This window comes from Flavobacterium sandaracinum (assembly GCF_004349135.1).
GTDB lineage: Bacteria > Bacteroidota > Bacteroidia > Flavobacteriales > Flavobacteriaceae > Flavobacterium > Flavobacterium sandaracinum.
In genome coordinates this window covers 22,371-48,304 of sequence record NZ_SMFN01000016.1, presented here as the reverse complement: position 1 = coordinate 48,304, position 25,934 = coordinate 22,371, and the positions used below count along the sequence as shown (strand labels likewise).

Here is a 25,934-nt window from a genome sequence, read left to right as displayed (position 1 = left end):
TTATGACAACATTAAAAGACATACAACTTTTACAAATTCCTGTTGTGGAGGATAGGCGTGGAAATTTGGCATTTATTCAAGAGGATATTGTGCCATTTGAATTTAAGCGTGTGTATTATCTTTTTGATGTGCCCAGCAATTCCTTCAGAGGGAGTCATTCGCACATCAATCAATGCGAAGTGCTCATCGCTTTGAGCGGAAGTTTTGAAGTTGTTCTAAATGACGGAATAGAAAAGAAATCATTTCTATTGAACAAACCTAATATTGGGTTGTACATCCCAACAGGAATTTGGAGAGAATTAGAAAATTTTTCTTCGGGAGCGGTTTGCTTGGTTTTGGCTTCTGATGTTTATGATGAACAAGATTATATTCGGGATTTTAATCAATTTTTGGGATCAAAAAAATGAAGCTTTTATACGTTGTTCCCAACATCAATAACGAGGGAGGTGTTGCAAGAGTCCTTTCTATTAAAGCAAATTATCTAATTGAAAAATTAGGATATGAAGTGCATATTCTAACTCAAAATGAGGGTTTTTCTCCGTTGTTTTATTCTTTTAATTCCAATATTTTTTTTCACGATATGGTATTGAAAGGGAACTTGCTTCAGTTTTTTAATTCATTTTCCATAGGGTTAAAAACTAAAATTAAAACCATTCAGCCCGATGTTATTATTGTTTGTGATAATGGTTTAAAAGCGTACTTAATTCCTTTTATTTTAAAAATTAAAATTCCTTTGGTGCTAGAAATGCACAGTTCTAAGTTTATTGAAGAAAGAAAATTGGATAAAAGTATTTTTACTAAAGCGGTTGCAAAAGCTACGCTTGTTTTTAAAAAAATCGGAATACAGCAATACGATCGATTTGTAGTGGAAACAAGCGGTAGTATTGCAGAATGGAATATCAAAAATACTATTGTTATTCCGAATCCCTTATGGTTTGCTTCCAATAAAGTTAGCGCTTTAGAAAATAAAAAAGGCATTGCTGTTGGTCGACATACGTATGAAAAAGGATTTGACAGGCTGTTGCAAATCTGGAAAAAAGTAGTTGCGAAACATCCTGATTGGATATTAGAAGTTTACGGAAAATCTTCTGGAAATGTAGATTTAAAAGTAGTGGCTGAAAACCTAAATATTGGAAATAATATTGTTTTTCACGAACCAGTTCAAGATATTGAGCAAAAATATTTAGAAGCTTCTTTTTATCTGATGACCTCCAGATTTGAAGGTTTTGGAATGGTTTTAATCGAGGCGATGGCTTCAGGATTGCCTTGTGTTGCTTATGATTGTCCTTGCGGGCCGAGAGGAATAATTTCTCAAGGAGAGGACGGTTTTTTGATTAAAAATGGAAACGAATCAGATTATGTAAAAGCAGTTGAGACTTTAATCGAAAATAATACAGTAAGAAACGAAATGGGTACAAAGGCAAAAGTATCCAGCAAAAAATACCATATCGATGCTATTATGGAAACTTGGAATCAATTGTTCACCGGAATCAAAAAGAATTAATTTTTTTATCATCGATAGCGCATAAATATCCAACTCGATACCAATTAAAAAGAAATAAATTAGGATGATTTCCTGTCAAATTCTTCATTAATAAATGCTGAAAAACGGAATGTATTTTGGAAATGATAAAAGTAATTTTTGTACTTTTTAAAAAATGATACAATTGAATCAACTTTACAAACGCAACATCAATTTTTTCTTCTTCATAAAGCGCAATCAGATTTTCTAAAGACTCTTTGGTTTTGTTTAAATAAACTAAATTAGTGTCAATATCTCCGTGTTCAACAGGATTTTCAATGTGATTTACTTTACATTGTAATAGACTCAACGCATACGAAAGTTGGGTGTCATCATGACCGTATTTCTTTCTGTTGGTGTCAAATTTTACTTTGTTGAAACATGCTTTTTTAATAACGGTATTGTTAAAAAGTAGCGATAGATATGGTTTTTTCTTTCGGTTTTCGGAAGCTTTATCTTCAACGAATTTCCCGTATTTCCAGCGTAGTTTTTGATTGTTTGAAGGACATTTTTCAGGATGCAACCTTCCACCATAAACAACATCAAAATCTAGAAGATTGTCGATGTATTTTTTTATGTAGTGGTCATCAATAATTATGGAATCTCCGTCTATGAAAAGCAAATAATCAAATTGTGCTTGTGCGGCAAGTGAATTTCTGTTTTCGCGGTGTGCCAGATTTTTTTTTAAGGAGATAAAACTACAATTGGAAAGTGTGTTTACCTCTTCATTAAAGGAGTTTAAATTGGAGTTAGACGCGTCATCTTGGCATAGAATTTCAAATGCTATTCCGCAATCCGTACACTGTTTGTGCAGCGCTACAACAAGAGGGTACACATTGTAATTGTATATTGGAACCAGAATAGAAAGCATTATGCCGTTCTCTGCTGGATCACTTCGAAAATTTTAGAGTCTTCACATTTTAATGTTTTCGAAGGGAATTTCATCAATAAGGCATAATCATGCGTTGCCATAATGATGGTTTTTCCATTGGCATTGATTTTTTTTAAGACTTCCAATACTTCGGCACTCGTTTGTGGATCTAAATTTCCTGTAGGTTCATCCGCAAGGATTAATTCGGGGTCATTCAATAAAGCACGAGCAATTGCTACACGTTGTTGTTCCCCTCCAGAAAGTTGATGAGGCATTTTTTTACCAAAATCTCTCATTCCCACTTTATTTAAAACTTCCTCAATTTTATTTTGCATGTCAATGTCGTTGACCCAGCCTGTTGCTTTCAATACAAATAGCATATTGTCATTCACAGTTCGGTCCGGAAGTAATTTGAAATCTTGAAAAACAATCCCAATTTTTCTTCTCAAAAACGGAATGTCATCTTCTTTTAAAGAACCTAAATCAAAATCTACGATGTTTCCTTCTCCTTCCGTTAAAGGTAAATCAGCATATAAAGTTTTCATTAAACTACTTTTTCCAGAGCCTGTTTTCCCAATGATGTAAAGGAATTCTCCATGATTTACCTCCAAGTTGACCTCTGTTAGAATAGATTTTGCTTCTTGATAAATCGTTACATTTTTTAAAGACAGTACGGATTGTGACATAATTTGCATTTGTTTATTGGGTAAAAGTAATAAGATATCGGTTCTATTCAAAATAAATTCTGTTCAATTAGATAGAATTGCAATAATTATAAAAAATCGAAGAAAGTAGCGCCCTTTAAAGCGATCATTACTTCGCTACTGAAAGTTGAATTCTATGGTGTTTAAAAAATGTTCATAATAAAAACCAACAACGATTCGTTATAGACTTTAGAATATGATACATTTGAATTATTAAAATAAAATCACAATGCGTAAACTTTTCTGGGGCTACTTTTTTTTCATTTTCATCATAACGCCCAATGTTTCGGCACAAAAATCAACCATTTATACCCACGATTCAAAAGATTTCAATAAAGCGGTTTCTTTATTTAAAGAGGAACAGTATGCATCGGCACAACTTATTTTTAATAAAGTAAAACAAACTGCCACAACTGAAGAATTGAAATCAGATTGCGCGTATTATGCTGCAAATTGTGCCATTCGCACCAATCAATCGAATGCCGATGAATTGATGGAGCAATTTGTTTCGGATTATCCAACGAGCGTAAAACAAAATCAGGCGTATATTGAAGTGGCACATTTTCATTTTAACCAAGGGAATTATCCACAAGCATTACAATGGTTTGATAAAGTGGACGAAAGTAGTTTAAGCAGAAAAGATCAAGATAAATTCAATTTCCAAAAAGGATACAGTTTTTTTAATGCCAAAAAGAAAAAAGAAGCTACCTCTTATTTCAATAAAGTCGTAAACTCTGCAGAATATGGTTCTCAAGCCAAATATTATTTAGGTTTTATGGCCTATGAAGGAGATGATTATAAGCAAGCAACCAAGTATTTTGACGAAGTTTCGGGCGAAGAAAAATACAAAGAAAAACTGTCCTATTATCAAGCGGATATGAATTTTAAGTTGGGGAATTTCCAGAAAGCAATTGATTTAGGTCAGAAAGCCATGGCAAAATCAACTCCTTTGGAAAAATCAGAACTGAATAAAATCATTGGTGAAAGCTACTTCAATTTGAAACAATATGATCAAGCCATTCCATTTTTAGTAGCCTACAAAGGGAAAAAAGGAAAATGGAACAATACGGATTTTTATCAATTGGGATATGCATATTACAAACAAAAAGACTACGAAAATGCGATTTCTCAGTTCAATAAAATCATTGGCGGGAAAGATTTCGTAGCGCAAAATGCGTATTATCATTTGGGAGAAAGTTACCTGAATACCGATAAAAAGCAACAAGCTTTGAATGCCTTTAAAAATGCTTCGGAAATGGATTTTGATGGCGCTATTCAAGAAGATGCGAGTTTGAATTATGCTAAGTTAAGTTATGAATTAGGGAATTCGTACCAAAGCGTACCAGCCGTTTTGCAGGCTTTCTTAAAAAAATATCCAAATAATGCCAACCGTTCTGAGGTGGAAAAATTATTGATAGATTCCTATATTTCTTCAAAAAACTACAAAGAAGCCCTAGTATTATTGGAAAGAAATAAATCGCCAGAAAATAAGTTAGCGTACCAAAAAGTGCTTTTTTATAGAGGTTTAGAATTATATACGGATGGGAATTATCCAGAAGCGCTGAAAATGTTTACCAAATCAATTGTTGAACAAAAAGAGGCTGTTTTTTCCGCTCGTGCAACGTTCTGGAAGGGAGAAACAGAATATGTTTTGAATGATTTTAAAGAAGCCTTGTTGAGTTTTAAGCAGTTTATTGGTGCGAACCAAGCATCAAAAACACCGGAATTTAAAAACAGTAATTACAACATTGCGTATGCATATTTTAAATTGAAGGAATACGACCAAGCGGGGAATTATTTCCAAAACCAAATAGACAAAGCACCTTTGGAAAAGGTTCGTTTGAATGATTCCTATTTGCGATTAGCAGATTGTCGTTTTGTAACTTCAAAATATGCTGCGGCAATGGAGGCATATACGAAAGTAATCGAATCTAAAAGTGTCGATGCGGATTATGCCTATTTCCAAAAAGCTATTTCCTACGGATTCTTGGCTAAAAATGATAAGAAAATTGAGGAGTTAAACGCTTTTTTACAAGTGTATCCAAAATCAGAATATAGAGACGATGCGCTTTTTGAATTGGCAAATACATACGTTGCCGAGAACAAAAATGACCTTGCCGTAAAGACGTACGAACGTTTAAACACGGAGTTTAAAAAAGGTTCTTTTACTTCGAGAGCTATTTTGCGCCAAGGATTAGTGTTTTATAACACAGACAAAGACGATCAGGCATTGTTGAAATTCAAGAAAGTTGCGGCAGATTTCCCTAGAACTCCAGAGGCTCTAGAAGCAGTTGCAACCGCTCGATTGATTTATGTGGACAATGGCAGAGTAGATGAATATGCTACTTGGGTTCGTACCTTAGATTTTGTTGCTGTAACGGATGCAGAATTAGATAATGACACGTATGAAGCGGCTGAAAAACAGTTTCAACAAAATAATACCAAGCAGGCTATTGCAGGATTTAGTGGTTATGTAAATCAGTTTCCTCGTGGGATTCATGCTTTGCAGGCGAATTATTATTTAGGCCAATTGTATTTTGCGGAAGGATCAGAGAGTAAATCGATTCCGAATTATGAATATGTGATTGCGCAGTCCAGAAGTGAATTTACAGAACAATCTTTGTCGCGATTGGCTCAAATTTTCCTTAAAAATAAAGATGTTGCTAAAGCTCAAGTGATTTTGACCCGTTTAGAAAATGAAGCGGATATTTCTCAGAATAAAACGTATGCGCAATCGAATTTAATGAAATTGTATTACGACAAAAAAGATTATCCAAATTCAGTTATTTATGCAGAGAAGGTTTTGATGGATCCTAAAACGGATGATGCTGTAAAAAGTGATGCGCAAATTATCATTGCACGTGCAGCAATTGAGACCGGTGACGAAGCAAAAGCAAGAGTAGCCTACGTAAAATTAATGACGATTGCTAAAGGAGAATTAGCTGCTGAAGCTTTATATTATGACGCTTATTTTAAAAACAAGGACGAAAAATATGAAGATTCCAATGCTGCAGTTCAAAAATTAGCAAAGAATTATTCCGGATATAAATATTTTGGAGCCAAAGGATTGGTGTTAATGGCAAAAAACTTCTACGGTTTGAAAGACAGTTATCAGGCGACTTATATTTTAGAAAATGTAATTCAAAATTTTACTGATTTTCCTGATGTAGTTTCAGATGCACAAACAGAATTAAACACTATTAAAGCCGAAGAATCTAAAACCAATTCATCGATTACAAAATAAATAAGTAAGAAATAGGAAAAGAGGCATGAGATTTATTAAGTAATACCAATGATTAATAGCACTTAGCATAGCCTGAATAATAAATAAAATATTTGAACCATTAAGAAATTAAGATGTATTAAGGCTTAATGAAACTTAATTTTAATGGTTTAAAAAAATATTTTTAATAATAAAAGGTATAATTGCAACCCAATAAACACATAGAATGAACTTATCTTTTTATATCGTTGATGTTTTTGCAGAGAAAAAATATGCGGGAAACCAACTCGCAGTTTTCTCAGGGGCCGATGCTTTAACTGACAAACAGATGCAAGAAATTGCGCGAGAAATAAATTTTGCAGAAAGCACTTTTATAACCAAACTTGATGTTGAAAAGAATTCGGCAACGATCAAAATTTTTACTCCGGAGCACGAAATGAAGTTCGCGGGTCATCCAATTATTGGAACTTCGTGGGTTTTAATGAATACCATATTTGAGCACCAACCTGAAAAGATTACGTTGTTGGTCCCAATTGGAGAAATTCCAGTATATCAATCGGGAGATTTGGTTTGGCTTCAGGCTGCTCAACCCGAGTTTCTGGATACTTTTTCAGCAGAAGATTTTTTGAACTTCAGTAATTTAAGCAGTACTGATTTTAATGATACATTTCCCATTCAGGAAGTGACCACAGGAAGCGCTTTTGTAATAGTTCCTGTAAAAAGTAAAAGGGCATTGGAAAATTTGGTTTTGGATAAGGATAAGACGAACGTATGGTTACACAAGCATTGTAAAACAAGTCATAGAGCTTTGTATTTTTATTGTTTGGAAGAGCAAAAACTCACTAGTAGAATGCTGTGTATTGAAAATAATCAACTGATAGAAGATGCTGCCACTGGTAGTGCAAGCGCTTGTTTGCAGGCTTTTCTTTTAAAATATAATGCCCCAGAAATTCAAATTATTAATCATCAAGGCGATTTCATCAAGAGGCCGTCCCAGATTTATTTTAATGGAAAACTAACAGAGAATCATTTTGATATAAAAATAGGTGGGAAAACGCAATTCATCGCTAAAGGCGAATGGGAAGTTTAAGCAGAAGGCTTGGAAGGAAGAATTAGAAATTAAGAAGTAAAAAAAATAAACATGACATTTGAACAATCAAAAATAAATTCAATCATAAATAAAGCAACAAGGTATTCCAGTTCATTCTCTATTGGGCGTGTAGGAGTGGGGATTTTGTTTGTTTTATTTTCACAATTTTCGTTTGCACAAAAGAAAGATCAAATAGGAGCCGAGACTGTAAATGTGGTAAAACCGTATACGCCAAAAATTTCAGACGCGTTCAAAGTTAAAGAAATACCAGAACTCGATGAGGAGGAAAATGCCAAAAAAGAAAAGATTAAATACACCATTTTTTCTTTTCCTGTAGCTTCTACTTTTACACCTTCAAAGGGAAAAGCCGAAGGTGTAGAGAAAGAAAAACAAGCAGATTTGTTTAAAAATTATGCTACGTTTGGGGTGGGGAATTACGGAACTTTTATAGGAGAATTATTTGTGAATCAGGACTTAAATGCTACGGACTATGTTGGCGGCATGTTCCGGCACCATTCCTCTCAAGGCGGTATAGAAAGCGTGAATCTTGACGACCGTTTTTTCGATACTTCGCTTGATTTAATGTATGGATCGAATCAAAAGAATGTGTCTTGGAATTTGGATTTAGGGTTTCAAAATCAAATTTACAATTGGTATGGATTACCAGAGAGTTTTGGTAGTACTTTATCGTCTCAAGATCGATCTATTTTGATCAATAGTATTAATCCAAAACAGTCCTACAACACGATATCTCTGGGAGGAAATGTGGCTTTTAGCGAAAGTATATTGAATAAAACAAGTTTGAAATTCAATCGGTTTTCAGATGGTTTTGATTCTTCTGAAAATAGGTTTTATGCTAAACCAACCATCGCATTTGATGTAATGGAAAGTGAAGTGAAAACAGATTTAACTGTTGATTATGTCGCTGGAAATTTCAAAAATAATTATACAAATACCAATACGGAACCTTTGAAATATAGTTTTACAAATTTTGGAATTTCACCAAGTTTTGTAATGCAAGAAGAGGATTGGACACTGAATATTGGTGCGGCTGTTTTTTATAGTAGGGACAATCAAAATAGCAGTAATGCCTTTTATGTCTATCCAAAATTCAATGCCTCTTATAAAGTGGTGGGTGATTTGATGATTTTCTATGCGGGTGCCGAAGGTGATTTAAAGCAAAATTCGTATCAGGATTTCGCGGATACCAATCCGTTTTTATCCCCAACATTAGCTATTGCACCTACGGATCAGCAGTATGATGTTTTTGCTGGACTGAAAGGGAAGTTGACTAATACAGTGAGTTACAACCTTAGAGGTTCATATATAAATGAGAGCAATAAAGCATTGTTTAAAAGCAATAATTATGATGAGAATGCTGGAAATGCCGATTACGGTTTTGGAAATTCCTTTCAAGTCGTGTACGATGATATGACAACCTTAACCTTTTATGGAGAATTAAAAGCAGATTTGTCTAAAGATTTCACCTTTGGAATTAATGGAAGCTTTAGTAGTTTTACTAATAATTTTCAGCAAGAAGCGTGGAATTTGCCAGCAATAAAAATAAACTCCAGTTTGGATTTTAATATTACTGAAAAATGGTTTGCTGGGGCCAATGTTTTTTATGTAGGCGAGCGAAAAGATTTTCAAATGAATACGGACTTTGTGGCAAATGCTGTTCCAGTAACTTTAAAATCTTATTTTGATGTCAATGCTAATGTAGGATTCAAATACAGCGACCGATTGACAGCATTTGCAAGAGTGAACAATATCACCAATAATGCCTACCAAAAATGGTTGAACTATCCTGTTCAAGGATTTCAAGTGATTTTAGGAGCGAATTATAAATTTGATTTTTAGTTTTCTTTACCGCAAAGTGTGCAAAGGTTATAGCAAAGAATGGGAAGATTTTATTTTTGGAAGTTTTATATAATTAGAATATAAATGTTTTAGCTACAATCGATTTTACAAAATTACTTTGCGAACCTTGCGGAAAACTTTGCTTACTTTGCGGTTAAACTCTTCAAATGACTTTCAAACAAAAAATACATACCCATTATTTACAATTAGTTCAAGATCGAATTGACGTTTTCAAGGACATGATTGTAGCGCTTACTGAAGATTCTAAAAACGATGCCAAAGGTTCTGCTGGAGACAAACACGAAACTGCTTTGTCTATGATGCACATTGAGCAGGAAAAACTCAATCGGAAATTAAGAGAAGTATTGGATCAAAAAGCAGTTTTAGACAAAATTGATGCTGCTACAATTGCTAATACTATAATTGTGGGGAGCTTGGTAAAAGCCAACGGAATTTACTTATATCTGAGTGTGGCGCTTCCTAAAATTAATGTCGAGGGAATCAATATCATCGCATTGTCACCACAGTCTCCTTTAGGAAATAAATTGATGGGAAATCAAGAAGGTTTTACTTTTGAGATTAATGGTACGAAGTATTTGGTGGAGGAAATTAGATAAAAATAGAGTGTAATTTTATTTTGACATTGTCTTATCTAGACCACAACTTTACAGTCTTCAACTTCAATTCTATTTTTATTCTTTTTTAATTACATTTTAAATACAAATCGCTATTTTTGGTTGTCAATATAAACTAAAAATAGTATTTGTGTTTTTCAATTAGAACTATAATACCATCTTTGCCTTATCAAAATAAACAAAAACATTTAAAATATAAAGTTATGTGTGGAATAGTATGTGCCTTTGACCTAAAACAAAAAGCGGAAGTTTTAAGACCACAAGTATTAGAAATGTCAAAAATTATCCGTCATCGTGGACCGGATTGGAGTGGTATTTTTAGTAATGAAAAAGCCATTTTGTCTCACGAACGTTTGGCAATTGTGGATCCAGCTTCAGGAAAACAACCGTTGTTCAGTGAAGATAAACAATTGGTTTTAGCGGCAAATGGTGAAATTTATAACCACAGAGCATTGCGTAAACAATTTGAAGGGAAATACAACTTTCAAACAGAAAGCGACTGCGAAGTAATTTTAGCACTTTACAAAGAAAAAGGACCTCATTTTATAGATGAAATGAACGGTATTTTCGGATTTGCCATTTATGATGTAGAAAAAGATGAGTATTTTGTTGCTCGTGATCACATGGGAATTATTCCATTATATATTGGTTGGGATGAGCATGGAACTTTTTATGTAGCTTCAGAATTGAAAGCGCTAGAAGGATATTGTACCAAAATTCAATTGTTTCCTCCAGGACATTACATGACAAGCAAAGATGGCGAATTTATACAATGGTATAACAGGGAATGGACGGATTATGATGCCGTAAAAGACAACGTAACCAGCATTGACGAAATTAAAGTTGCTTTAGAAGCCGCGGTTCACAGACAATTAATGAGCGATGTGCCTTATGGAGTATTGCTTTCTGGAGGGTTAGATTCTTCGATTACTTCGGCTGTAGCCAAAAAATATGCGCAAAAACGTATTGAATCCGGTGATGTTGCTGATGCTTGGTATCCACAATTGCATTCTTTCTCGGTAGGATTGGAAGGTTCTCCAGATTTAGCAGCAGCGCAAATTGTTGCGGATCATATTGGAACGATTCACCACGAAATAAAATTCACTATTCAGGAAGGTTTAGACGCAGTTAAAGATGTGATCTATAACTTAGAAACCTATGATGTGACTACGATTAGAGCATCGACACCTATGTGGTTGATGGCGAGAGTTATTAAATCGATGGGAATTAAAATGGTATTATCAGGTGAAGGGGCTGATGAACTTTTTGGAGGATACTTGTATTTTCACAAAGCACCAAACGCCAGAGAATTTCATGAAGAAAACGTTCGTAAATTAGGGAAGTTGCACATGTATGATTGTTTGCGAGCCAATAAAAGTTTAGCGGCTTGGGGAATTGAAGGACGTGTGCCGTTTTTAGATAAAGAATTTATGGATGTGGCGATGCGAGTTAATCCACAGGATAAAATGATCAACAAAGAACACCCAATGGAAAAATGGGTGCTTCGTAAAGCTTTTGAAGAGATGTTGCCACCAAGTGTAGCTTGGAGACAAAAAGAACAATTTAGTGATGGTGTTGGATACGGTTGGATTGATACCTTAAAAGCGACAGTTGCTGTAGAGATTTCGGATGAACAATTAGCAAATGCTAAATACAAGTTTCCTTTGCAAACGCCAACTTCAAAAGAGGAATATTATTATCGTTCTATTTTTCACGAGCATTTTCCGAGTGATGCCGCAGCTTTATGTGTACCACAAGAAGCAAGTGTGGCGTGTAGTACAAAAATTGCTTTAGAATGGGATGAAGCTTTCAAAAACATGAATGATCCATCGGGTAGAGCAGTGGCAAGTGTGCATGATGATGCGTATGTCAAAGCATAAACAGTAAAAAAGAAGATTTACCTTTTATTATGTATATACAGGCAGTTCAGGCCAACCAATAAATTAGAAATCTACCTTGAAGTTGCAGCGAAATTAGAACTTAATGGAGCTTCATGATCTTAATGGTTTAAAAAATCATTTAACATTAATTATTTTAGATTTTCATACTGAAAACGCTCTCTATTTCGAGAGCGTTTTTTTATGGAAATTATATTCATGTAGAAGTATAGAATTTGAAAATACGTTATAATTCCGCTTTGTCTCAAATAATTAGGTGGAGTTTTTTTATATTAGCCTAACTAAATTTTTAATTATGAAATCTATTTCACTGTTCCTAGCTTTATTTTTATTGATTTCCTGTGATCAAAAAAATAAAATTGCTGTTGATACCATTATTACAGATGCCACCATTTACTCGGTTAACAACTCTTTTTCGCAAGCTTCGGCTATGGCGATCGATAAAGGGAAAATCGTCGCCATTGGCACAGATAGTGACATTACTAAACAATATGAATCCAAAAACACTATTGAAGCGAAAGGAAAATTCATCTATCCCGGCTTGTTTGATGCACACTGCCATTTTTACAATTATGGATTAAGCCTGCAGGAGGTTGACTTACGTGATACTAAAAGTATGGACGAAATAATTACTCGTTTAAAAGCTTTTCAAAAAGAGAAGAATCCAACGTTTATTGTAGGTAACGGTTGGGATCAAAACGATTGGAAAGTAAAAAAGTATCCTACAAAAGCAGAATTAGATGTTGCTTTTCCTGATATTCCTGTGGTGTTAAATAGAGTTGACGGTCATGCGATTATCGTTAACAGTAAAGCGTTGAAATTAGCAGGAATCACCAAAGATACGAATGCAGATGGTGGTCAAATTGAAATTGTAAATGGAGAGCCAACAGGAATTCTGGTTGATAATCCGATGGAATTAGTGTTTAAGATAATTCCAAAACCAACCCGTAAAATACAAATAGCGGCTTTGCTAGATGCTGAAAAAGTGATGTTTGATTATGGATTGACAACCGTAAATGATGCGGGTTTAGATCCTGATGTGATTCATTTGATAGACAGTTTGCAAAAAGCAAAAGTGATGACGCTTAACGTATATGCTATGGTTACTGCAAATCAAAAAAATATCGATTTGTATCTAAAAAAAGGAATTTATAAAACGGATAATCTAAATGTTCGTTCTTTTAAAATGTATGGCGATGGCGCTTTGGGTTCTCGTGGCGCTTGTATGCATAATCCATATTCCGATAGTCCAAATCAATATGGTGCTTTGTTGGCACCTATTTCCGGATTAAAAGAGGTAGCAAAACAACTTGCGGCTTCAAAGTTTCAGTTGAATACGCATGCTATTGGAGATTCTGCCAATACAGTGATTTTAAAAATATATAAAGAAGTGTTAGCCGATACAAAGGATAGAAGATGGAAGATTGAGCACGCCCAAGTTTTACGTGAGGCCGATTTTGACTATTTCAAATTCGGAATTATTCCTTCGGTTCAACCTACGCACGCCACATCTGATATGTATTGGGCTGGAGACCGATTAGGAAAAGAACGTCTTAAAAATGCGTATGCTTATAAAAAATTGCTTCAAAAAGCAGGAATGGTAGCTTTAGGAACTGATTTTCCTGTGGAGGAAGTGAATCCGATGTTGACTTTTCATGCTGCAGTAGCCAGAAAAGACAGTAAGGAATATCCAAAAGGCGGTTTCCAAATGGAAAATGCGTTGACTAGAGAAGAAACTTTAAGAGGAATGACTATTTGGGCTGCTTTTTCTAATTTCGAAGAAAAAGAAAAGGGAAGTTTGGAAGTGGGAAAATGGGCTGATTTTGTGATGTTTGATCAGGATTTAATAAAAGTGGAAGAAAATAAAATAGTAAAAATGAAACCTATCAACACCTATTTAAAAGGGAAGAAAGTGAAGTAATTGAATTGTCAGTCTTTGATAAGTCACGCTTAATTTTTCAAATAACAGCATTTTGTAGAATAGATTGTTAAAACATAGGAGTCACATAAGTTTTTAATTTGAATAAAATCAAATAAATCTAAAAGTTCATTTAAGTAAAGTCATATAGCCTTGCAAAGAACGTTTTTAACTTATATTCCCTTTTAATCACGATTTGAGAAACTGACTTTTTTAAACTTACATGACTTATATGTTTAAAATTGATGCTGTTTATTTTAGAATATAGCGATAGTTTACAGTTGAAATAGAATATTTTAATTTATTGGTATTTAAATTACATTTTTAAGATAAAATTCACTTTTTGGTTTTAAATAGTAACTAAATGCACCAATTATGTTTTGTGTTTGTAACTCCTATTGCATATTTGTCGACTTAGAATTGGTAAAAAATAAAAATATAGTGTTATGTGCGGAATATTAGCCATTATCGGAAGAGGAAAAGAGGAACAGTTATTTGGGGAACTTTCAAAAAGAATGACGCATCGTGGTCCGGATGAAAGCGATTTGCAGGTTACTGAAAAAGGGCATATTTTAAGTCATGAACGCTTGTCTATAATCGATTTGCATTCTGGAAAACAACCTATAAAAGGTACGAAAACAGCCTATATGGTTCATAATGGCGAGATATACAATCATCAGGAATTAAGAGATGGAGTTTTGAAAGAACATACTTTTAGAACCAAATCAGATTCCGAGGTTATTGTGCATTTATACGAAGAGTTTGGTTATGATTTCTGTAACATGCTAGACGGCGATTGGGCTTTTGTAGTAGTTGATGGCGATGATTTTATTGCTGGCAGAGACCCAATGGGAGTGAAACCGTTGTATTATGGTTTGGACGAAAGAGGAAGGATCTATTTCGCATCTGAAATGAAACCTATTGCGGATCAATGTAAAACATTTTCTACTTTTCCACCGGGACATTATTACACTGCAAAAACAGGTTTTGTAAAATATTACAAACCGGAATACGAAGATTATTTAAAAGCCGACCAAGCATTAGATTTGGAATTAATCAGGCAAACGTTAACCGAAGCGACTCGCAAGCGTTTAATGAGCGATGTACCTATTGGAGTATTGCTTTCGGGAGGATTGGATTCTTCCTTGACTTCAGCAATTGCTTCTAGATTATTGGCGGAAAGCGGTAAAAAATTACATTCATTTTCTATCGGCTTAGATGCGGATGCACCGGATGCGGCGGCCGCCAGAAAAGTAGCGGAGTATTTAGGAACAGAACATCACGAAATTCATTTTACTGTTGAAGATGGAATTCAGATCTTAGATAAATTAATTTGGCATCTGGAAACATATGATGTGACTTCAATACGAGCCAGTACGCCCATGTATTTTTTATCAAAAGCAATTACTGATTTAGGAATAAAAGTGGTGCTTTCGGGCGAAGGAGCCGATGAGATTTTTGGCGGGTATTTGTATTTTAGAAATGCACCGTCAGCGGAAGATTTTCAAAAGGAAACCATCGAAAGAGTGCAGAAATTATTCACTGCTGATTTATTAAGAGCAGATAAATCAACCATGGCCCATGGTTTAGAGACTAGAGTTCCATTTTTAGATAAAGCGTTCTTAGATTTGGCCGTTCGTATCAAAGCAGAAGAAAAGATGCCAAAAACGTACAATGGAAAAGAAAAATACATTTTAAGAAAAGCATTTGATACACCTGAAAACCCTTATCTCCCTGAAGAAGTTTTGTGGAGGCAAAAAGAACAATTTTCAGATGGAGTAGGATACAAGTGGATTGATGATTTGATTGATTATTGTGCGACACAAGTTACGGATGAGCAATTAGCCGGAGCTGCAACGGAATTTCCTTATAACGCACCAACCACTAAAGAAGCTTATTTATACAGATTGATATTTAATAAATATTATCCGCAAGTAAGCTCGGCACAAACGGTTAGGAAATGGATTCCGAAATGGCAAGAAAACCTAGATCCAAGCGGAAGAGCCAATGCAGCACACGTTAAAGCGGATGTTGAAATTGCTAAAACAGGAGTTATAGTTTGATGCAAAAATTTGAATTTTTTATAAATGAAGAACGCTCTCAATTATGGGAGCGTTTTTTTGTATTTATATGAACAAATGTTAATAACTTAAGGGCTTAAAAAGGGATTTTAACGGTTATATAATTTGCGTTTTTATATATTTGCGTGTTATACGAAAATTACATTTTTTACAATAAATATATATGAGCGAAGAAATCAAGAAGGACAGTTATTCAGCAGATAGTATTCAGGCATTAGAAGGAATGGAGCACGTAAGAATGCGTCCTTCGATGTATATTGGAGATGTGGGTGTTCGAGGACTGCATCATTTAGTGTATGAGGTTGTAGATAACTCGATCGATGAAGCAATGGGAGGCCATTGTGATACCATAATAGTTGATATTAATGAAGACGGATCTGTTTCTGTTGAGGATAATGGACGTGGTATTCCGGTAGGTATTCATAAAAAAGAAGGTGTTTCGGCATTGGAGGTTGTAATGACCAAAATTGGTGCCGGTGGAAAATTTGATAAAGATTCCTATAAGGTTTCTGGAGGTCTTCACGGTGTTGGGGTTTCTGTGGTAAACGCTTTATCGAATCATTTGAGAGCTACCGTTCACAGTAGTGATGGTAAAATATACGAACAAGAATACGAAAAAGGAAAAGCATTATATCCAGTTAAACAAATTGGTGAAACGACAAAAAGAGGGACAATCGTTACTTTTTACCCGGATCCAAGCATTTTTACTCAAACAATTGAGTATTCTTATGATACTTTATCTGCTCGTATGCGTGAATTGTCTTTCCTGAACAAAGGAATCACTATTACTTTTACAGATAAAAGAGAAAAAGATAAAGATGGAAATTTTGTATCAGAAGTATTTCATTCTGATGAAGGTTTAAAAGAATACATCCGCTACTTAGATGGAAACCGTGAGCCAATTATTGCACACGTTATTTCTATGGATCATGAAAAAGGAGAAATTCCGGTTGAGGTTGCGTTAATTTACAACACAAGTTACACAGAGAATATTTTTTCTTATGTAAACAATATCAATACACACGAAGGAGGAACGCACTTGCAAGGTTTTAGAACCGGTCTAACCAGATCGTTAAAGAAATATGCGGATGCTTCTGGAATGTTAGATAAACTGAAATTTGATATTTCAGGAGACGATTTCCGTGAAGGATTGACTGCTATTATTTCGGTAAAAGTTCAAGAACCACAGTTTGAAGGACAAACGAAAACGAAACTTGGTAACAGAGAAGTTGTTTCTCCGGTGAGTCAAGCGGTAAGTGAAATGATTGAAAATTATTTGGAAGAAAATCCAAATGATGCCCGTATCATTGTTCAAAAAGTAATTCTTGCAGCGCAAGCGCGTCACGCAGCTAAAAAAGCACGTGAAATGGTACAGCGCAAAACCGTAATGGGTGGCGGTGGATTACCAGGAAAACTTTCAGATTGTTCAGAGCAAGATCCGGCAAAATGTGAAGTATATCTTGTCGAGGGAGATTCGGCAGGAGGAACAGCAAAGCAAGGTCGTGACCGTAATTTTCAAGCCATTTTACCTTTGCGTGGTAAGATTTTAAACGTTGAAAAGGCAATGCACCACAAAGTTTTTGAAAATGAAGAGATTCGAAATATATTTACGGCACTTGGTGTAACCATTGGTACAGAAGAGGATAGTAAGGCATTAAATATTTCAAAATTACGATACCATAAAGTAATTATTATGTGTGATGCCGATGTCGATGGTAGTCACATTTCTACTTTGATTTTGACATTCTTCTTCCGTTTTATGAAAGAATTAATCGAAGAAGGTCACGTTTATATTGCAGCGCCACCTTTGTATTTAGTTAAAAAAGGAAATAAAAAAGAATACGCTTGGAATGATTTACAACGTGATCAAGCAAATGAAAGAATGGGCGGTAGCGCAGGAATTCAACGTTATAAAGGTCTTGGAGAAATGAATGCGGAGCAATTATGGGAAACCACTATGGATCCGGGTTTTAGAACGTTGCGTCAGGTAACTATTGACAGTTTGGCGGAAGCCGATAGAGTTTTCTCTATGTTAATGGGTGATGAGGTGCCGCCAAGAAGAGAATTTATTGAGAAAAATGCAGTTTACGCAAATATTGATGCGTAAATTAATGTAACCATTCGTTTTCATTCGAATAGATTAACACAATAACAAGTAACCAAATTAACAATTAACCGAATAAACTTTAAAATATGAAAGTTACCATTGTAGGAGCAGGAAATGTAGGAGCGACATGTGCGGATGTGATTTCTTATAGAGGAATTGCCAGTGAAGTAGTATTATTGGATATTAGAGAAGGTTTTGCTGAAGGTAAAGCATTAGATATCATGCAATGCGCTACTAATACGGGTTTTAATACCAAAGTATCAGGCGTTACTAATGATTATTCTAAAACAGCAGGAAGTGATGTAGTCGTGATTACATCAGGAATTCCAAGAAAACCAGGAATGACTCGTGAAGAATTAATAGGGATTAATGCAGGAATCGTAAAAACGGTTGCTGAGAATGTTTTAAAGCATTCACCGGATACTATTATAGTAGTAGTTTCTAATCCAATGGACACGATGACCTACTTGGCATTGAAATCTACGGGATTACCAAAAAACAGAATTATTGGTATGGGTGGAGCGTTAGACAGCTCTCGTTTTAGAACGTATTTGTCTTTGGCTTTAGACAAACCGGCTAATGATATTTCAGCTATGGTTATTGGTGGACATGGTGATACAACTATGATTCCTTTGACAAGATTAGCTTCTTATAACGGAATCCCAGTTTCTCAATTTTTATCGGAAGAAGAATTGCAAAAAGTAGCTGCAGATACTATGGTTGGAGGAGCTACACTTACAGGACTTCTTGGAACATCAGCTTGGTATGCTCCGGGAGCTTCAGTTGCTTTCTTGGTGGACAGTATTTTGAATGATCAAAAGAAAATGATTGCATGTTCTGTTTTCGTTGAAGGAGAATATGGCCAAAATGATATCTGTATTGGTGTTCCATGTATTATTGGTAAAAATGGAGTGGAAGAAATTCTTGATATTAAACTGAATGATGCTGAAAAAGCATTATTTTCTAAAAGTGCAGATGCTGTCAGACAAATGAATGACGCTTTAAAATCGATTTTGGTATAAAAATTTACATATAAAAAAGAAAAGACTGCATCATTGCAGTCTTTTTCTTGAGATTAATCTATAAATAAATTGGTTAATCTTAACGTTAATTATATATTTGCTCGGTTTAAAAAAAATGAGGTAGCCCGAAATATTCTTTTTTAATGTTAAAAATGAATGTAAAGTGTTATTCTATAAGGTTTAAAGCAAAAATAAATAAATAAAAAATAATTAATTTTTAGTAATAATGCAGAATAAAGGACTTATTAAATTTTTCGCAATTCTATTTGCATTGGTAAGTATTTACCAACTTTCTTTCACTTTTGTGGCAAGCAAAGTAAAAAACGATGCAAAATCTTTTGCTAATGGGAATGCTGACAAAGAAGTTAAATATTTAGACTCTATCGGTAAAGAAAAAGTATTTAACCTTGGCTTTACCAATTTTACTTTTAATGAAGTAAGTGATAAACAAATCAATAAAGGGCTAGATTTAGAAGGAGGGATTAATGTTATCCTTCAAATTTCTGTAAAAGACATTTTAAAAGGATTATCGAATAATTCTAAAAATCCAGTTTTTAATAAATCTTTGGCTGATGCAACTGCTGATTTGCAGGGGAATAAACCATATCTAGACAAGTTTTTTGATGCTTTTGAAGCTAATTCAAAAGGAACGGTAAAATTAGCATCTCCAGATATTTTTGCAAACAGAAGTTTGCAAGGTGAAGGTGGTGTCGATTTTCAAATGACCGACTCAGAGGTTCAAAAAATTATCAAAAGAAAAGTTGATGAATCGGTAGAAAGTGCTTTTGGCGTTTTAAGAAAACGTATTGATCAATTTGGCGTAACACAACCTAATATCCAAAAATTAGGAAATTCAGGTCAAATACTTGTTGAACTTCCGGGTGCAAAAGATGTAGATCGTGCTAAGAAATTATTATCAAGCACTGCTCAATTGCAGTTTTGGGAAACATACAAAATTGAAGAAATTGGTAATTTCTTAATGGCGGCTAATGAATCATTGAAGAAAACAGAAATCAAAACTACTGAGGTTAAGCCAGTAGTAAAGGATTCTTTAAGTGCTTTGCTTGCAGATTCGAAAGATTCAACTTCAGCTAAAAAAGGGGAAAATCCTTTATTTGATAAAATTGTTGGACAAGGTGGAGGTCCAGTTTTAGGGCTTTTCTCTCCAAAAGATACGGCAACAATTAATGGTTATTTCAAAAGAGCTGATATCCGAATTCTTTTAACAGCAGAGCAACGTTATGCTAAATTTGTTTGGGGTATACCAACTACAATTAAAGATGCTAAGGCTAAAGATATTGAAGTTTTGGAACTGTATGCTTTAAAAGGAAATAGAGACAATGTGCCTGCCATGGCTGGTGGTGTTATTACTGATGCAAAAGATACTTTTGATCAATCAGGGAAGCCAGCAGTTTCCATGCAAATGAATGGTCAAGGGGCAAAATCTTGGGAAGAATTAACAGGTAGAGCGTATACTCAAAAAAGCAATATCGCTATTGTTCTTGATGAAGTAGTTTATTCTGCACCAGGAGTTTCAAGTGGTCCAATTTCAGGTGGTAGATCTGAGATATCTGGAGCTTTTGATGTCACACAAACTAAAGATTTAGCTAATGTTTTAAGAGCAGGTAAATTGCCAGCTACTGCCGATATTGTTCAGTCAGAAGTTGTTGGGCCATCCTTAGGTCAAGAAGCAATTGATAATGGTACTAATTCAGCAATTATCGGTTTACTTATTGTATCCCTTTGGATGATGATTTACTATGGTAAAGCAGGTTGGTATGCTAATATTGCATTGGCGATAAACTTACTTTTCTTGTTTGGAATTTTAGCAAGTCTTGGAGCTGTTCTGACATTGCCTGGTATTGCCGGTATCGTTTTGACAATGGGTACAGCGGTAGATGCGAATATTATTATTTATGAAAGAGCAAAAGAGGAATTAAGAGCAGGTAAAACGTTGGAAGAAGCTGTTAAGACATCGTATAGTTGGAGAGGAGCTATGTCATCAATTACTGATGCGAATGTTACGCACATTTTAACGGGTGCTGTTTTATTTATTTTTGGTTCAGGACCAATTAAAGGATTTGCTACTACATTGTTAATTGGTATTATAACTTCATTATTTACTTCTATTTTTATTGCGCGAATCTTTATAGATTGGAACATTAGCAAAAAGAATAATTTGACGTTTGTTACTAACTTCTCTAAGAATATGTTTAACAACTTTCATTTTGATTTCTTAGGGATGAAAAAATGGACCTATTTGTTCTCTAGTATCGTGGTTATCATCAGTGTTGTTTCTTTAGCAACAAATGGTCTAGATCAAGGAGTTGATTTTGTTGGAGGAAGAACATTCCAAGTGCGTTTCGAAAAACCAATTGAAACTGAAACTGTGAAAGCAGAATTAGCGCAAGTTTTTGAAGGTAGTGCCGAAGTAAAGGTATTTGGTAGTACTAATCAATTGAAAATTACAACTAAATATAAAGTACAAGAGCCAGGAATTAAAGCTGATGAAGAGGTAAATAAATTATTGTTTAACACCTTAAAAAAGCATTATTCTTCAGATATTACATACGATAAATTTGTAAACGCTTATGAAGGAAAAAAAGTAGGAATTCTACAAGCTTCTAAAGTTGGTCCTACAGTTGCAGAAGATATTAAAACAAACGCTTATTGGGCAGTATTAGGAGCAATGGCAATTGTTTTCTTATACTTAATGATCAGTTACAGAAAATGGCAATATAGTTTAGGTGCGATTGCTGCAGTTGCGCACGATGTTATTTTTGTATTAGGAATTTACTCTTTGTGTTATAAATTCATGCCTTTTGGTATGGAGATTGACCAGCATTTTATCGCAGCAATTTTAACGGTTATTGGATATTCCATGAATGATACCGTGATTGTATTTGATAGAGTTCGAGAGTATTTATCTGGTAAAACTAAAGGTACTTTTTCTGAAATTGTAAATCAATCTATTAACACAACGATGTCCAGAACAATCAATACTTCATTAACGATGATTGTGGTATTGTTGATCATGTTTATTTTTGGTGGAGAATCTATTAGAGGATTTATCTTCGCTATGTTGGTTGGTATTGTAGTAGGAACGTATTCTTCATTGTTTATTGCTACGCCAGTATTGGTTGATACAATTTCTAAAGAAGATAAAATTAAAGTAGAAAAAGCGCATCAAGAAGGCTAAAATACTTTTATATAATTTTACAAAAAGAGATTCAGCGAAAGTTGAATCTCTTTTTTTTTACTTGAATTTGAATCTTTTTTTTATTAATTTACCAGTGAGTTTTGTAGTTAATTTTCTGGTTTTATATTCAGGGTTATGTCTAGGATTGTACTTTTCATTTTGTTTATTTGTTGTCCCATAATGTTAACTTATGCGCAAGTCAAAGACAGTAAGGTTCACGTAGGTATTGCTTATGGATTAGGTAATGAATTCGAAAATAAAAATTACTCTTATACTAATCACTATTATAAGTTGCAATTTTATTTCAGAGTAAAAGAAACAAAAACGTTTAGTTATCAAATTCTTGTCCAGCCAGAACTTAATTTCACAACGCACCAACTCTTGAATTTGTATTTTATTGAGCCAGACGAACCGGATTACATAGAAAAACGAGAACGATACACAAAGTTAAAGGATATAAAAGAGCATGTTTTGAATTTAGGATTTCTAGTCAGGAAACCACTTTCTGAACAAGTCAGTATCTACGCTTTGGGTAGTGTAGGTCCTTTGATTACGGATACAGAAACGGAGCGATTATCTAAAGGTTTTGCCTTTGCTGACGTTGTTGCTTTTGGATTTACTATTAACGTTAATAGAATATCGATTGATTTAAGGCCAAGTATTAGACATGTATCTAACGCTGGGTTACAAAAAAGGAATGCCGGATATACTACTAAAAATATCGACTTGGGATTTTTGTTTGCACTATAAAAAAAGCGTTACCTGTTTTGATCCGGATAACGCTTTTCTTTGCTTTCAAATTATTTTTTTTAATTCGTAATTTCTCTTTCAGCAGTAAATATAAAATACAATCCTATAAGTACAAAAGGAATGCTAAGCCATTGCCCTGTTGAAAATAATCCGAGAGCACTTTCAAAACCGCCTTGGCTTTCCTTAACGGATTCTACAATAAAACGAACCGTGAACAATAGCACTAGAAACATTCCGAAAATAAATCCTGTATATTTTCTTTTTTGAGTTTTCCAATACAAGAAAAATAATATTGCAAAAACAAAAACATAACAAAATGCTTCGTACAATTGCGTAGGATGTCTTACTGGTACTTGTTCTAATAAAGCCGCAAATTTAGGGTCTGTTGCAATGGCGGTGTAAGCCTCTTTAGGATTAGCTATTTGGGTTGCATTGACAGCGTCCATAGGACTAAAGTGGTCTTTTATGAATTTTATTCCAAAGGGAGAAGTTGTTTCATACCCTATGATTTCCGAATTGAAAAAGTTACCCAATCTGACGAAAATAGCACCGCTGGCAACAGGAATTACCACGCGATCCAAAATCCATAACTGCGGTTTTTTTAGTATATTTTTACTGTAGAAGTACATAGCAATAATGATAGAAATTGCAGCTCCGTGGCTTGCTAATCCTTGAAAACCAGTAAATTCCCAACCTTTAATAATGCTAAATAGAGCTTCGTTTGGATTTTCTCTTATGGGTAAGAATATCTCTAATAAATGATTGCGGTAATACTCCCAATCGTAAAAGAAAACATGTCCTAAACGAGCACCAATCAAAGTCGCTAATACGGTCCAGATGAATAAAGAGTCTAATTTTTCTATCGATTCGCCTTCGCGATCGAAAATATTTTTCATGATATACCAGCCTAATCCAAAAGCAATGACAAACATTAAACTGTAATACCTAATTATAAAAAAGCCTAAATCGATTCCTTCTGATGGGTTCCAAACAATGTTTAAAGCATGTGTCATGTATTGTAATTTTGTTATTTTAGGTAAAAATAAAGATAAAAAGTAAAATTTGTACTATAAAAACTAATGTTTATGAAGGCAAGATTTTTTAGGCACGGGATCATATCCTGTTTTTCCCCAAGGATGACAACTCAAAATTCGTTTAGTTCCCAGATATCCTCCGTAAAATAACCCATGAGTTTGTAGCGCTTCAATCATGTAGGACGAGCAGGTGGGCTCAAATCGACAAGCTGAAGGTGTGAACGGTGAAATCGCTACTTGATAAAACCGGACTAAAATGATAAATGGAGCAGTTATTTTCATAGTTTTAGTTGGGAATTATCAAAGGTCTCATACCGTTTATCCTTTTTTACGCTCGTTGCTTAATAGAGTTACACAACATCAGAACTAGGATGGCATTAAATCGAGAAAGTAGTACCTTCTTTGCCATCTTTAAGTTGGATTCCTAATGTGATCAATTGGTCTCTAATTTGATCAGACAAAGCAAAATTCTTGTTTTCTCTAGCCTGTTTCCTCATTTCAATTAGCATATTGACCGTTCCTTGTAATTTATCGTTTGTGCTGTCTGAAACTTTTTCGTCCTCTAGACCTAAAACGTCAAAAACAAATGCAGTCATTATTTTTGCAAAACAATCTAAGTCATCTGCATTCAAACTCTCTTTCTCCTCTTTTAGCAAATTGATAAAGCGAACACCTTCAAACAACTGTGCTATTAGGATAGGCGTATTAAAATCATCATTCATGGCATCATAACACAATTGCTTCCATGCTGGAATATTTATAGTGCTTTTTGAGCCTGCATTGATTTCTTTTAACGAATTCATTGCCTCCATTAATCGCTTGTATCCTTTTTCAGCAGCAACAATCGCGTCATCTGAAAAGTCAAGAATACTGCGGTAATGCGCTTGCAGCATAAAAAATCGGGCTACAGATGCTGAGAAAGCTTTACTTAAAATAGTATTTTCTCCTGTTAATATTTCTCGTGGTAAAATATTATTCCCGGTAGATTTAGCCATTTTTTTGCCATTCAAAGTTAACATATTGGCGTGTAACCAATAATTAACGGGAGTTTGACCAGTGCAAGCCTCATTTTGAGCAATTTCACATTCATGATGTGGGAATTTTAAGTCCATTCCGCCACCGTGAATATCAAAATGATTGCCTAGGTATTTCGTACTCATCGCGGTACATTCTAAGTGCCAACCCGGAAATCCATCACTCCACGGCGAAGGCCAGCGCATGATGTGCTGTATTTCTGCTTTTTTCCAAAGCGCAAAATCTTGTGGATTTCTTTTATCTGTTTGACCGTCTAAATCTCGAGTATTGGTAAGCATATCCTCGATATTTCGTCCACTTAATCGCCCGTAATGATTGGTTTTGTTGAATTTAACTACATCAAAATATACTGATCCATTGGCTTCGTAACCTATTCCTTTATCAATAATGGTCTTGATAATTTCAATCTGTTCAATAATATGACCCGTTGCCGTTGGTTCAATACTAGGCGGTAAGAAGTTGAAAGCATTCAAAATATCGTGAAAATCTACGGTATATCGTTGCACCACTTCCATGGGTTCTAGTTGTTCCAAGCGTGCTTTTTTTGCAATTTTATCTTCACCTTCATCTACATCATCCACAATATGGCCTACATCAGTAATATTACGAACGTAGCGAACCTTGTAGTCCAAATGCAAAAAATACCTAAAAATTATGTCAAAAGACATGAATGTTCGTACATTTCCAAGATGCACATTGCTGTAAACAGTTGGTCCGCAAACATACATTCCCACATTTCCTTCATGAATAGGTGTAAATGTTTCTTTCTCTCCCGAAAGTGAATTGTATATTTTTAAAGTCTGACTCTTGTATAAAGGCATTTCAATTGTTTTTTTTTGGAGCTGCTTCCTGCTTTCCGCTTCAATCTTTTTATTCGCAAGGGCGAATAAAAAGGATTTTCACTTCAATCAGGGCTAGGGCATTTCTGCATTAAAATAATTTTATTGTTTAATATCCATTTTATTCCACGTCACACTGTGGTTTA

18 protein-coding genes are annotated in these 25,934 nt (G+C 34.6%); 13 read left to right on the top strand and 5 right to left on the bottom strand.

Features of this window, described 5'->3' with window-relative positions:
- Nucleotides 1-2: 2 nt before the first annotated feature.
- Nucleotides 3-407 carry a sugar 3,4-ketoisomerase gene (locus tag E0F91_RS12860; protein WP_132066869.1) on the top strand — a complete coding sequence of 135 codons (405 nt, stop codon included), beginning with the start codon at nt 3-5 and terminating at the stop codon, nt 405-407.
- Nucleotides 404-1,504 carry a glycosyltransferase family 4 protein gene (locus E0F91_RS12855; protein WP_132066868.1) on the top strand — a complete coding sequence of 367 codons (1,101 nt, stop codon included), beginning with the start codon at nt 404-406 and terminating at the stop codon, nt 1,502-1,504. The genes E0F91_RS12860 and E0F91_RS12855 overlap by 4 nt, the downstream gene beginning before the upstream one ends.
- Here the strand turns inward: E0F91_RS12855 and E0F91_RS12850 are convergent.
- Together E0F91_RS12850 and E0F91_RS12845 are read right to left on the bottom strand one after the other, a co-directional pair.
- Nucleotides 1,491-2,393, bottom strand: coding sequence for a glycosyltransferase (locus tag E0F91_RS12850; protein ID WP_132066867.1), 903 nt, complete (start codon nt 2,391-2,393; stop codon nt 1,491-1,493). The two genes, E0F91_RS12855 and E0F91_RS12850, sit on opposite strands and share 14 nt — an antisense overlap.
- Nucleotides 2,393-3,079 carry a cell division ATP-binding protein FtsE gene (locus E0F91_RS12845; protein ID WP_132066866.1) on the bottom strand — a complete coding sequence of 229 codons (687 nt, stop codon included), beginning with the start codon at nt 3,077-3,079 and terminating at the stop codon, nt 2,393-2,395. Before E0F91_RS12845 ends, E0F91_RS12850 begins: the two co-directional genes overlap by 1 nt.
- Before the next feature lie 247 nt (nt 3,080-3,326).
- Between E0F91_RS12845 and E0F91_RS12840 the strand changes: the two genes are divergently transcribed.
- From E0F91_RS12840 to E0F91_RS12790, 11 genes are all read left to right on the top strand, one after another.
- A complete protein-coding gene (locus tag E0F91_RS12840; RefSeq protein WP_132066865.1) occupies nt 3,327-6,341 on the top strand; it encodes a tetratricopeptide repeat protein in 3,015 nt (1,004 codons plus the stop codon).
- 205 nt (nt 6,342-6,546) lie between these two features.
- Nucleotides 6,547-7,410: a PhzF family phenazine biosynthesis protein gene (locus tag E0F91_RS12835; RefSeq protein ID WP_132066864.1), complete on the top strand. Its 864-nt coding sequence runs from the start codon at nt 6,547-6,549 to the stop codon at nt 7,408-7,410.
- Nucleotides 7,411-7,461: 51 nt separating this feature from the next.
- Nucleotides 7,462-9,270 (top strand): TonB-dependent receptor, encoded by a 1,809-nt coding sequence (locus tag E0F91_RS12830; RefSeq protein ID WP_243698902.1) that lies wholly within the window; start codon nt 7,462-7,464, stop codon nt 9,268-9,270.
- Between the two features lie 167 nt (nt 9,271-9,437).
- Nucleotides 9,438-9,887: a hypothetical protein gene (locus E0F91_RS12825; RefSeq protein ID WP_132066863.1), complete on the top strand. Its 450-nt coding sequence runs from the start codon at nt 9,438-9,440 to the stop codon at nt 9,885-9,887.
- A 221-nt stretch (nt 9,888-10,108) separates the two neighbouring features.
- Complete coding sequence (gene asnB, locus E0F91_RS12820; protein WP_132066862.1) at nt 10,109-11,785, top strand: asparagine synthase B; 1,677 nt, start codon at nt 10,109-10,111, stop codon at nt 11,783-11,785.
- Between the two features lie 313 nt (nt 11,786-12,098).
- Nucleotides 12,099-13,724, top strand: coding sequence for an amidohydrolase (locus E0F91_RS12815; RefSeq protein WP_132066861.1), 1,626 nt, complete (start codon nt 12,099-12,101; stop codon nt 13,722-13,724).
- 443 nt (nt 13,725-14,167) lie between these two features.
- The gene (gene asnB, locus E0F91_RS12810) at nt 14,168-15,784 is read left to right on the top strand and encodes an asparagine synthase B (protein WP_132066860.1); all 1,617 of its coding nucleotides are present in this window, start codon (nt 14,168-14,170) and stop codon (nt 15,782-15,784) included.
- 181 nt (nt 15,785-15,965) lie between these two features.
- Complete coding sequence (gene gyrB, locus E0F91_RS12805; protein WP_132066859.1) at nt 15,966-17,909, top strand: DNA topoisomerase (ATP-hydrolyzing) subunit B; 1,944 nt, start codon at nt 15,966-15,968, stop codon at nt 17,907-17,909.
- Nucleotides 17,910-17,995: 86 nt separating this feature from the next.
- The gene (gene mdh, locus E0F91_RS12800) at nt 17,996-18,931 is read left to right on the top strand and encodes a malate dehydrogenase (protein ID WP_131910750.1); all 936 of its coding nucleotides are present in this window, start codon (nt 17,996-17,998) and stop codon (nt 18,929-18,931) included.
- 226 nt (nt 18,932-19,157) lie between these two features.
- Nucleotides 19,158-22,130 (top strand): protein translocase subunit SecDF, encoded by a 2,973-nt coding sequence (secDF, locus tag E0F91_RS12795; RefSeq protein ID WP_132066858.1) that lies wholly within the window; start codon nt 19,158-19,160, stop codon nt 22,128-22,130.
- 135 nt (nt 22,131-22,265) lie between these two features.
- On the top strand, nt 22,266-22,880 hold the full coding sequence (locus E0F91_RS12790) for an acyloxyacyl hydrolase (protein WP_132066857.1): 615 nt from the start codon (nt 22,266-22,268) through the stop codon (nt 22,878-22,880).
- Nucleotides 22,881-22,939: 59 nt separating this feature from the next.
- Here E0F91_RS12790 and lgt read toward each other — a convergent pair whose 3' ends face one another.
- From lgt to cysS, 3 genes are all read right to left on the bottom strand, one after another.
- Nucleotides 22,940-23,893, bottom strand: coding sequence for a prolipoprotein diacylglyceryl transferase (lgt, locus tag E0F91_RS12785; protein WP_132066856.1), 954 nt, complete (start codon nt 23,891-23,893; stop codon nt 22,940-22,942).
- A gap of 63 nt (nt 23,894-23,956) precedes the next feature.
- The gene (gene yidD, locus E0F91_RS12780) at nt 23,957-24,196 is read right to left on the bottom strand and encodes a membrane protein insertion efficiency factor YidD (RefSeq protein WP_073353924.1); all 240 of its coding nucleotides are present in this window, start codon (nt 24,194-24,196) and stop codon (nt 23,957-23,959) included.
- A gap of 95 nt (nt 24,197-24,291) precedes the next feature.
- Nucleotides 24,292-25,770, bottom strand: a complete 1,479-nt coding sequence (gene cysS / locus E0F91_RS12775) for a cysteine--tRNA ligase (protein ID WP_132066855.1) — start codon at nt 25,768-25,770, stop codon at nt 24,292-24,294.
- Between the last annotated feature and the right edge of the window lie 164 nt (nt 25,771-25,934).

Bases quoted from the DNA above. Each gene is read 5' to 3' on its own strand.
- asnB (WP_132066860.1), top strand. From the start codon at position 14,168: ATGTGCGGAATATTAGCCATTATCGGAAGAGGAAAAGAGGAACAGTTA.
- E0F91_RS12790 (WP_132066857.1), top strand. From the start codon at position 22,266: ATGTCTAGGATTGTACTTTTCATTTTGTTTATTTGTTGTCCCATAATG.
- yidD (WP_073353924.1), bottom strand. From the start codon at position 24,196: ATGAAAATAACTGCTCCATTTATCATTTTAGTCCGGTTTTATCAAGTA.
- lgt (WP_132066856.1), bottom strand. From the start codon at position 23,893: ATGACACATGCTTTAAACATTGTTTGGAACCCATCAGAAGGAATCGAT.
- secDF (WP_132066858.1), top strand. From the start codon at position 19,158: ATGCAGAATAAAGGACTTATTAAATTTTTCGCAATTCTATTTGCATTG.
- E0F91_RS12840 (WP_132066865.1), top strand. From the start codon at position 3,327: ATGCGTAAACTTTTCTGGGGCTACTTTTTTTTCATTTTCATCATAACG.
- E0F91_RS12830 (WP_243698902.1), top strand. From the start codon at position 7,462: ATGACATTTGAACAATCAAAAATAAATTCAATCATAAATAAAGCAACA.
- E0F91_RS12825 (WP_132066863.1), top strand. From the start codon at position 9,438: ATGACTTTCAAACAAAAAATACATACCCATTATTTACAATTAGTTCAA.
- E0F91_RS12855 (WP_132066868.1), top strand. From the start codon at position 404: ATGAAGCTTTTATACGTTGTTCCCAACATCAATAACGAGGGAGGTGTT.
- mdh (WP_131910750.1), top strand. From the start codon at position 17,996: ATGAAAGTTACCATTGTAGGAGCAGGAAATGTAGGAGCGACATGTGCG.
- E0F91_RS12815 (WP_132066861.1), top strand. From the start codon at position 12,099: ATGAAATCTATTTCACTGTTCCTAGCTTTATTTTTATTGATTTCCTGT.
- E0F91_RS12850 (WP_132066867.1), bottom strand. From the start codon at position 2,393: ATGCTTTCTATTCTGGTTCCAATATACAATTACAATGTGTACCCTCTT.
- E0F91_RS12845 (WP_132066866.1), bottom strand. From the start codon at position 3,079: ATGTCACAATCCGTACTGTCTTTAAAAAATGTAACGATTTATCAAGAA.
- asnB (WP_132066862.1), top strand. From the start codon at position 10,109: ATGTGTGGAATAGTATGTGCCTTTGACCTAAAACAAAAAGCGGAAGTT.
- cysS (WP_132066855.1), bottom strand. From the start codon at position 25,770: ATGCCTTTATACAAGAGTCAGACTTTAAAAATATACAATTCACTTTCG.
- E0F91_RS12860 (WP_132066869.1), top strand. From the start codon at position 3: ATGACAACATTAAAAGACATACAACTTTTACAAATTCCTGTTGTGGAG.
- gyrB (WP_132066859.1), top strand. From the start codon at position 15,966: ATGAGCGAAGAAATCAAGAAGGACAGTTATTCAGCAGATAGTATTCAG.
- E0F91_RS12835 (WP_132066864.1), top strand. From the start codon at position 6,547: ATGAACTTATCTTTTTATATCGTTGATGTTTTTGCAGAGAAAAAATAT.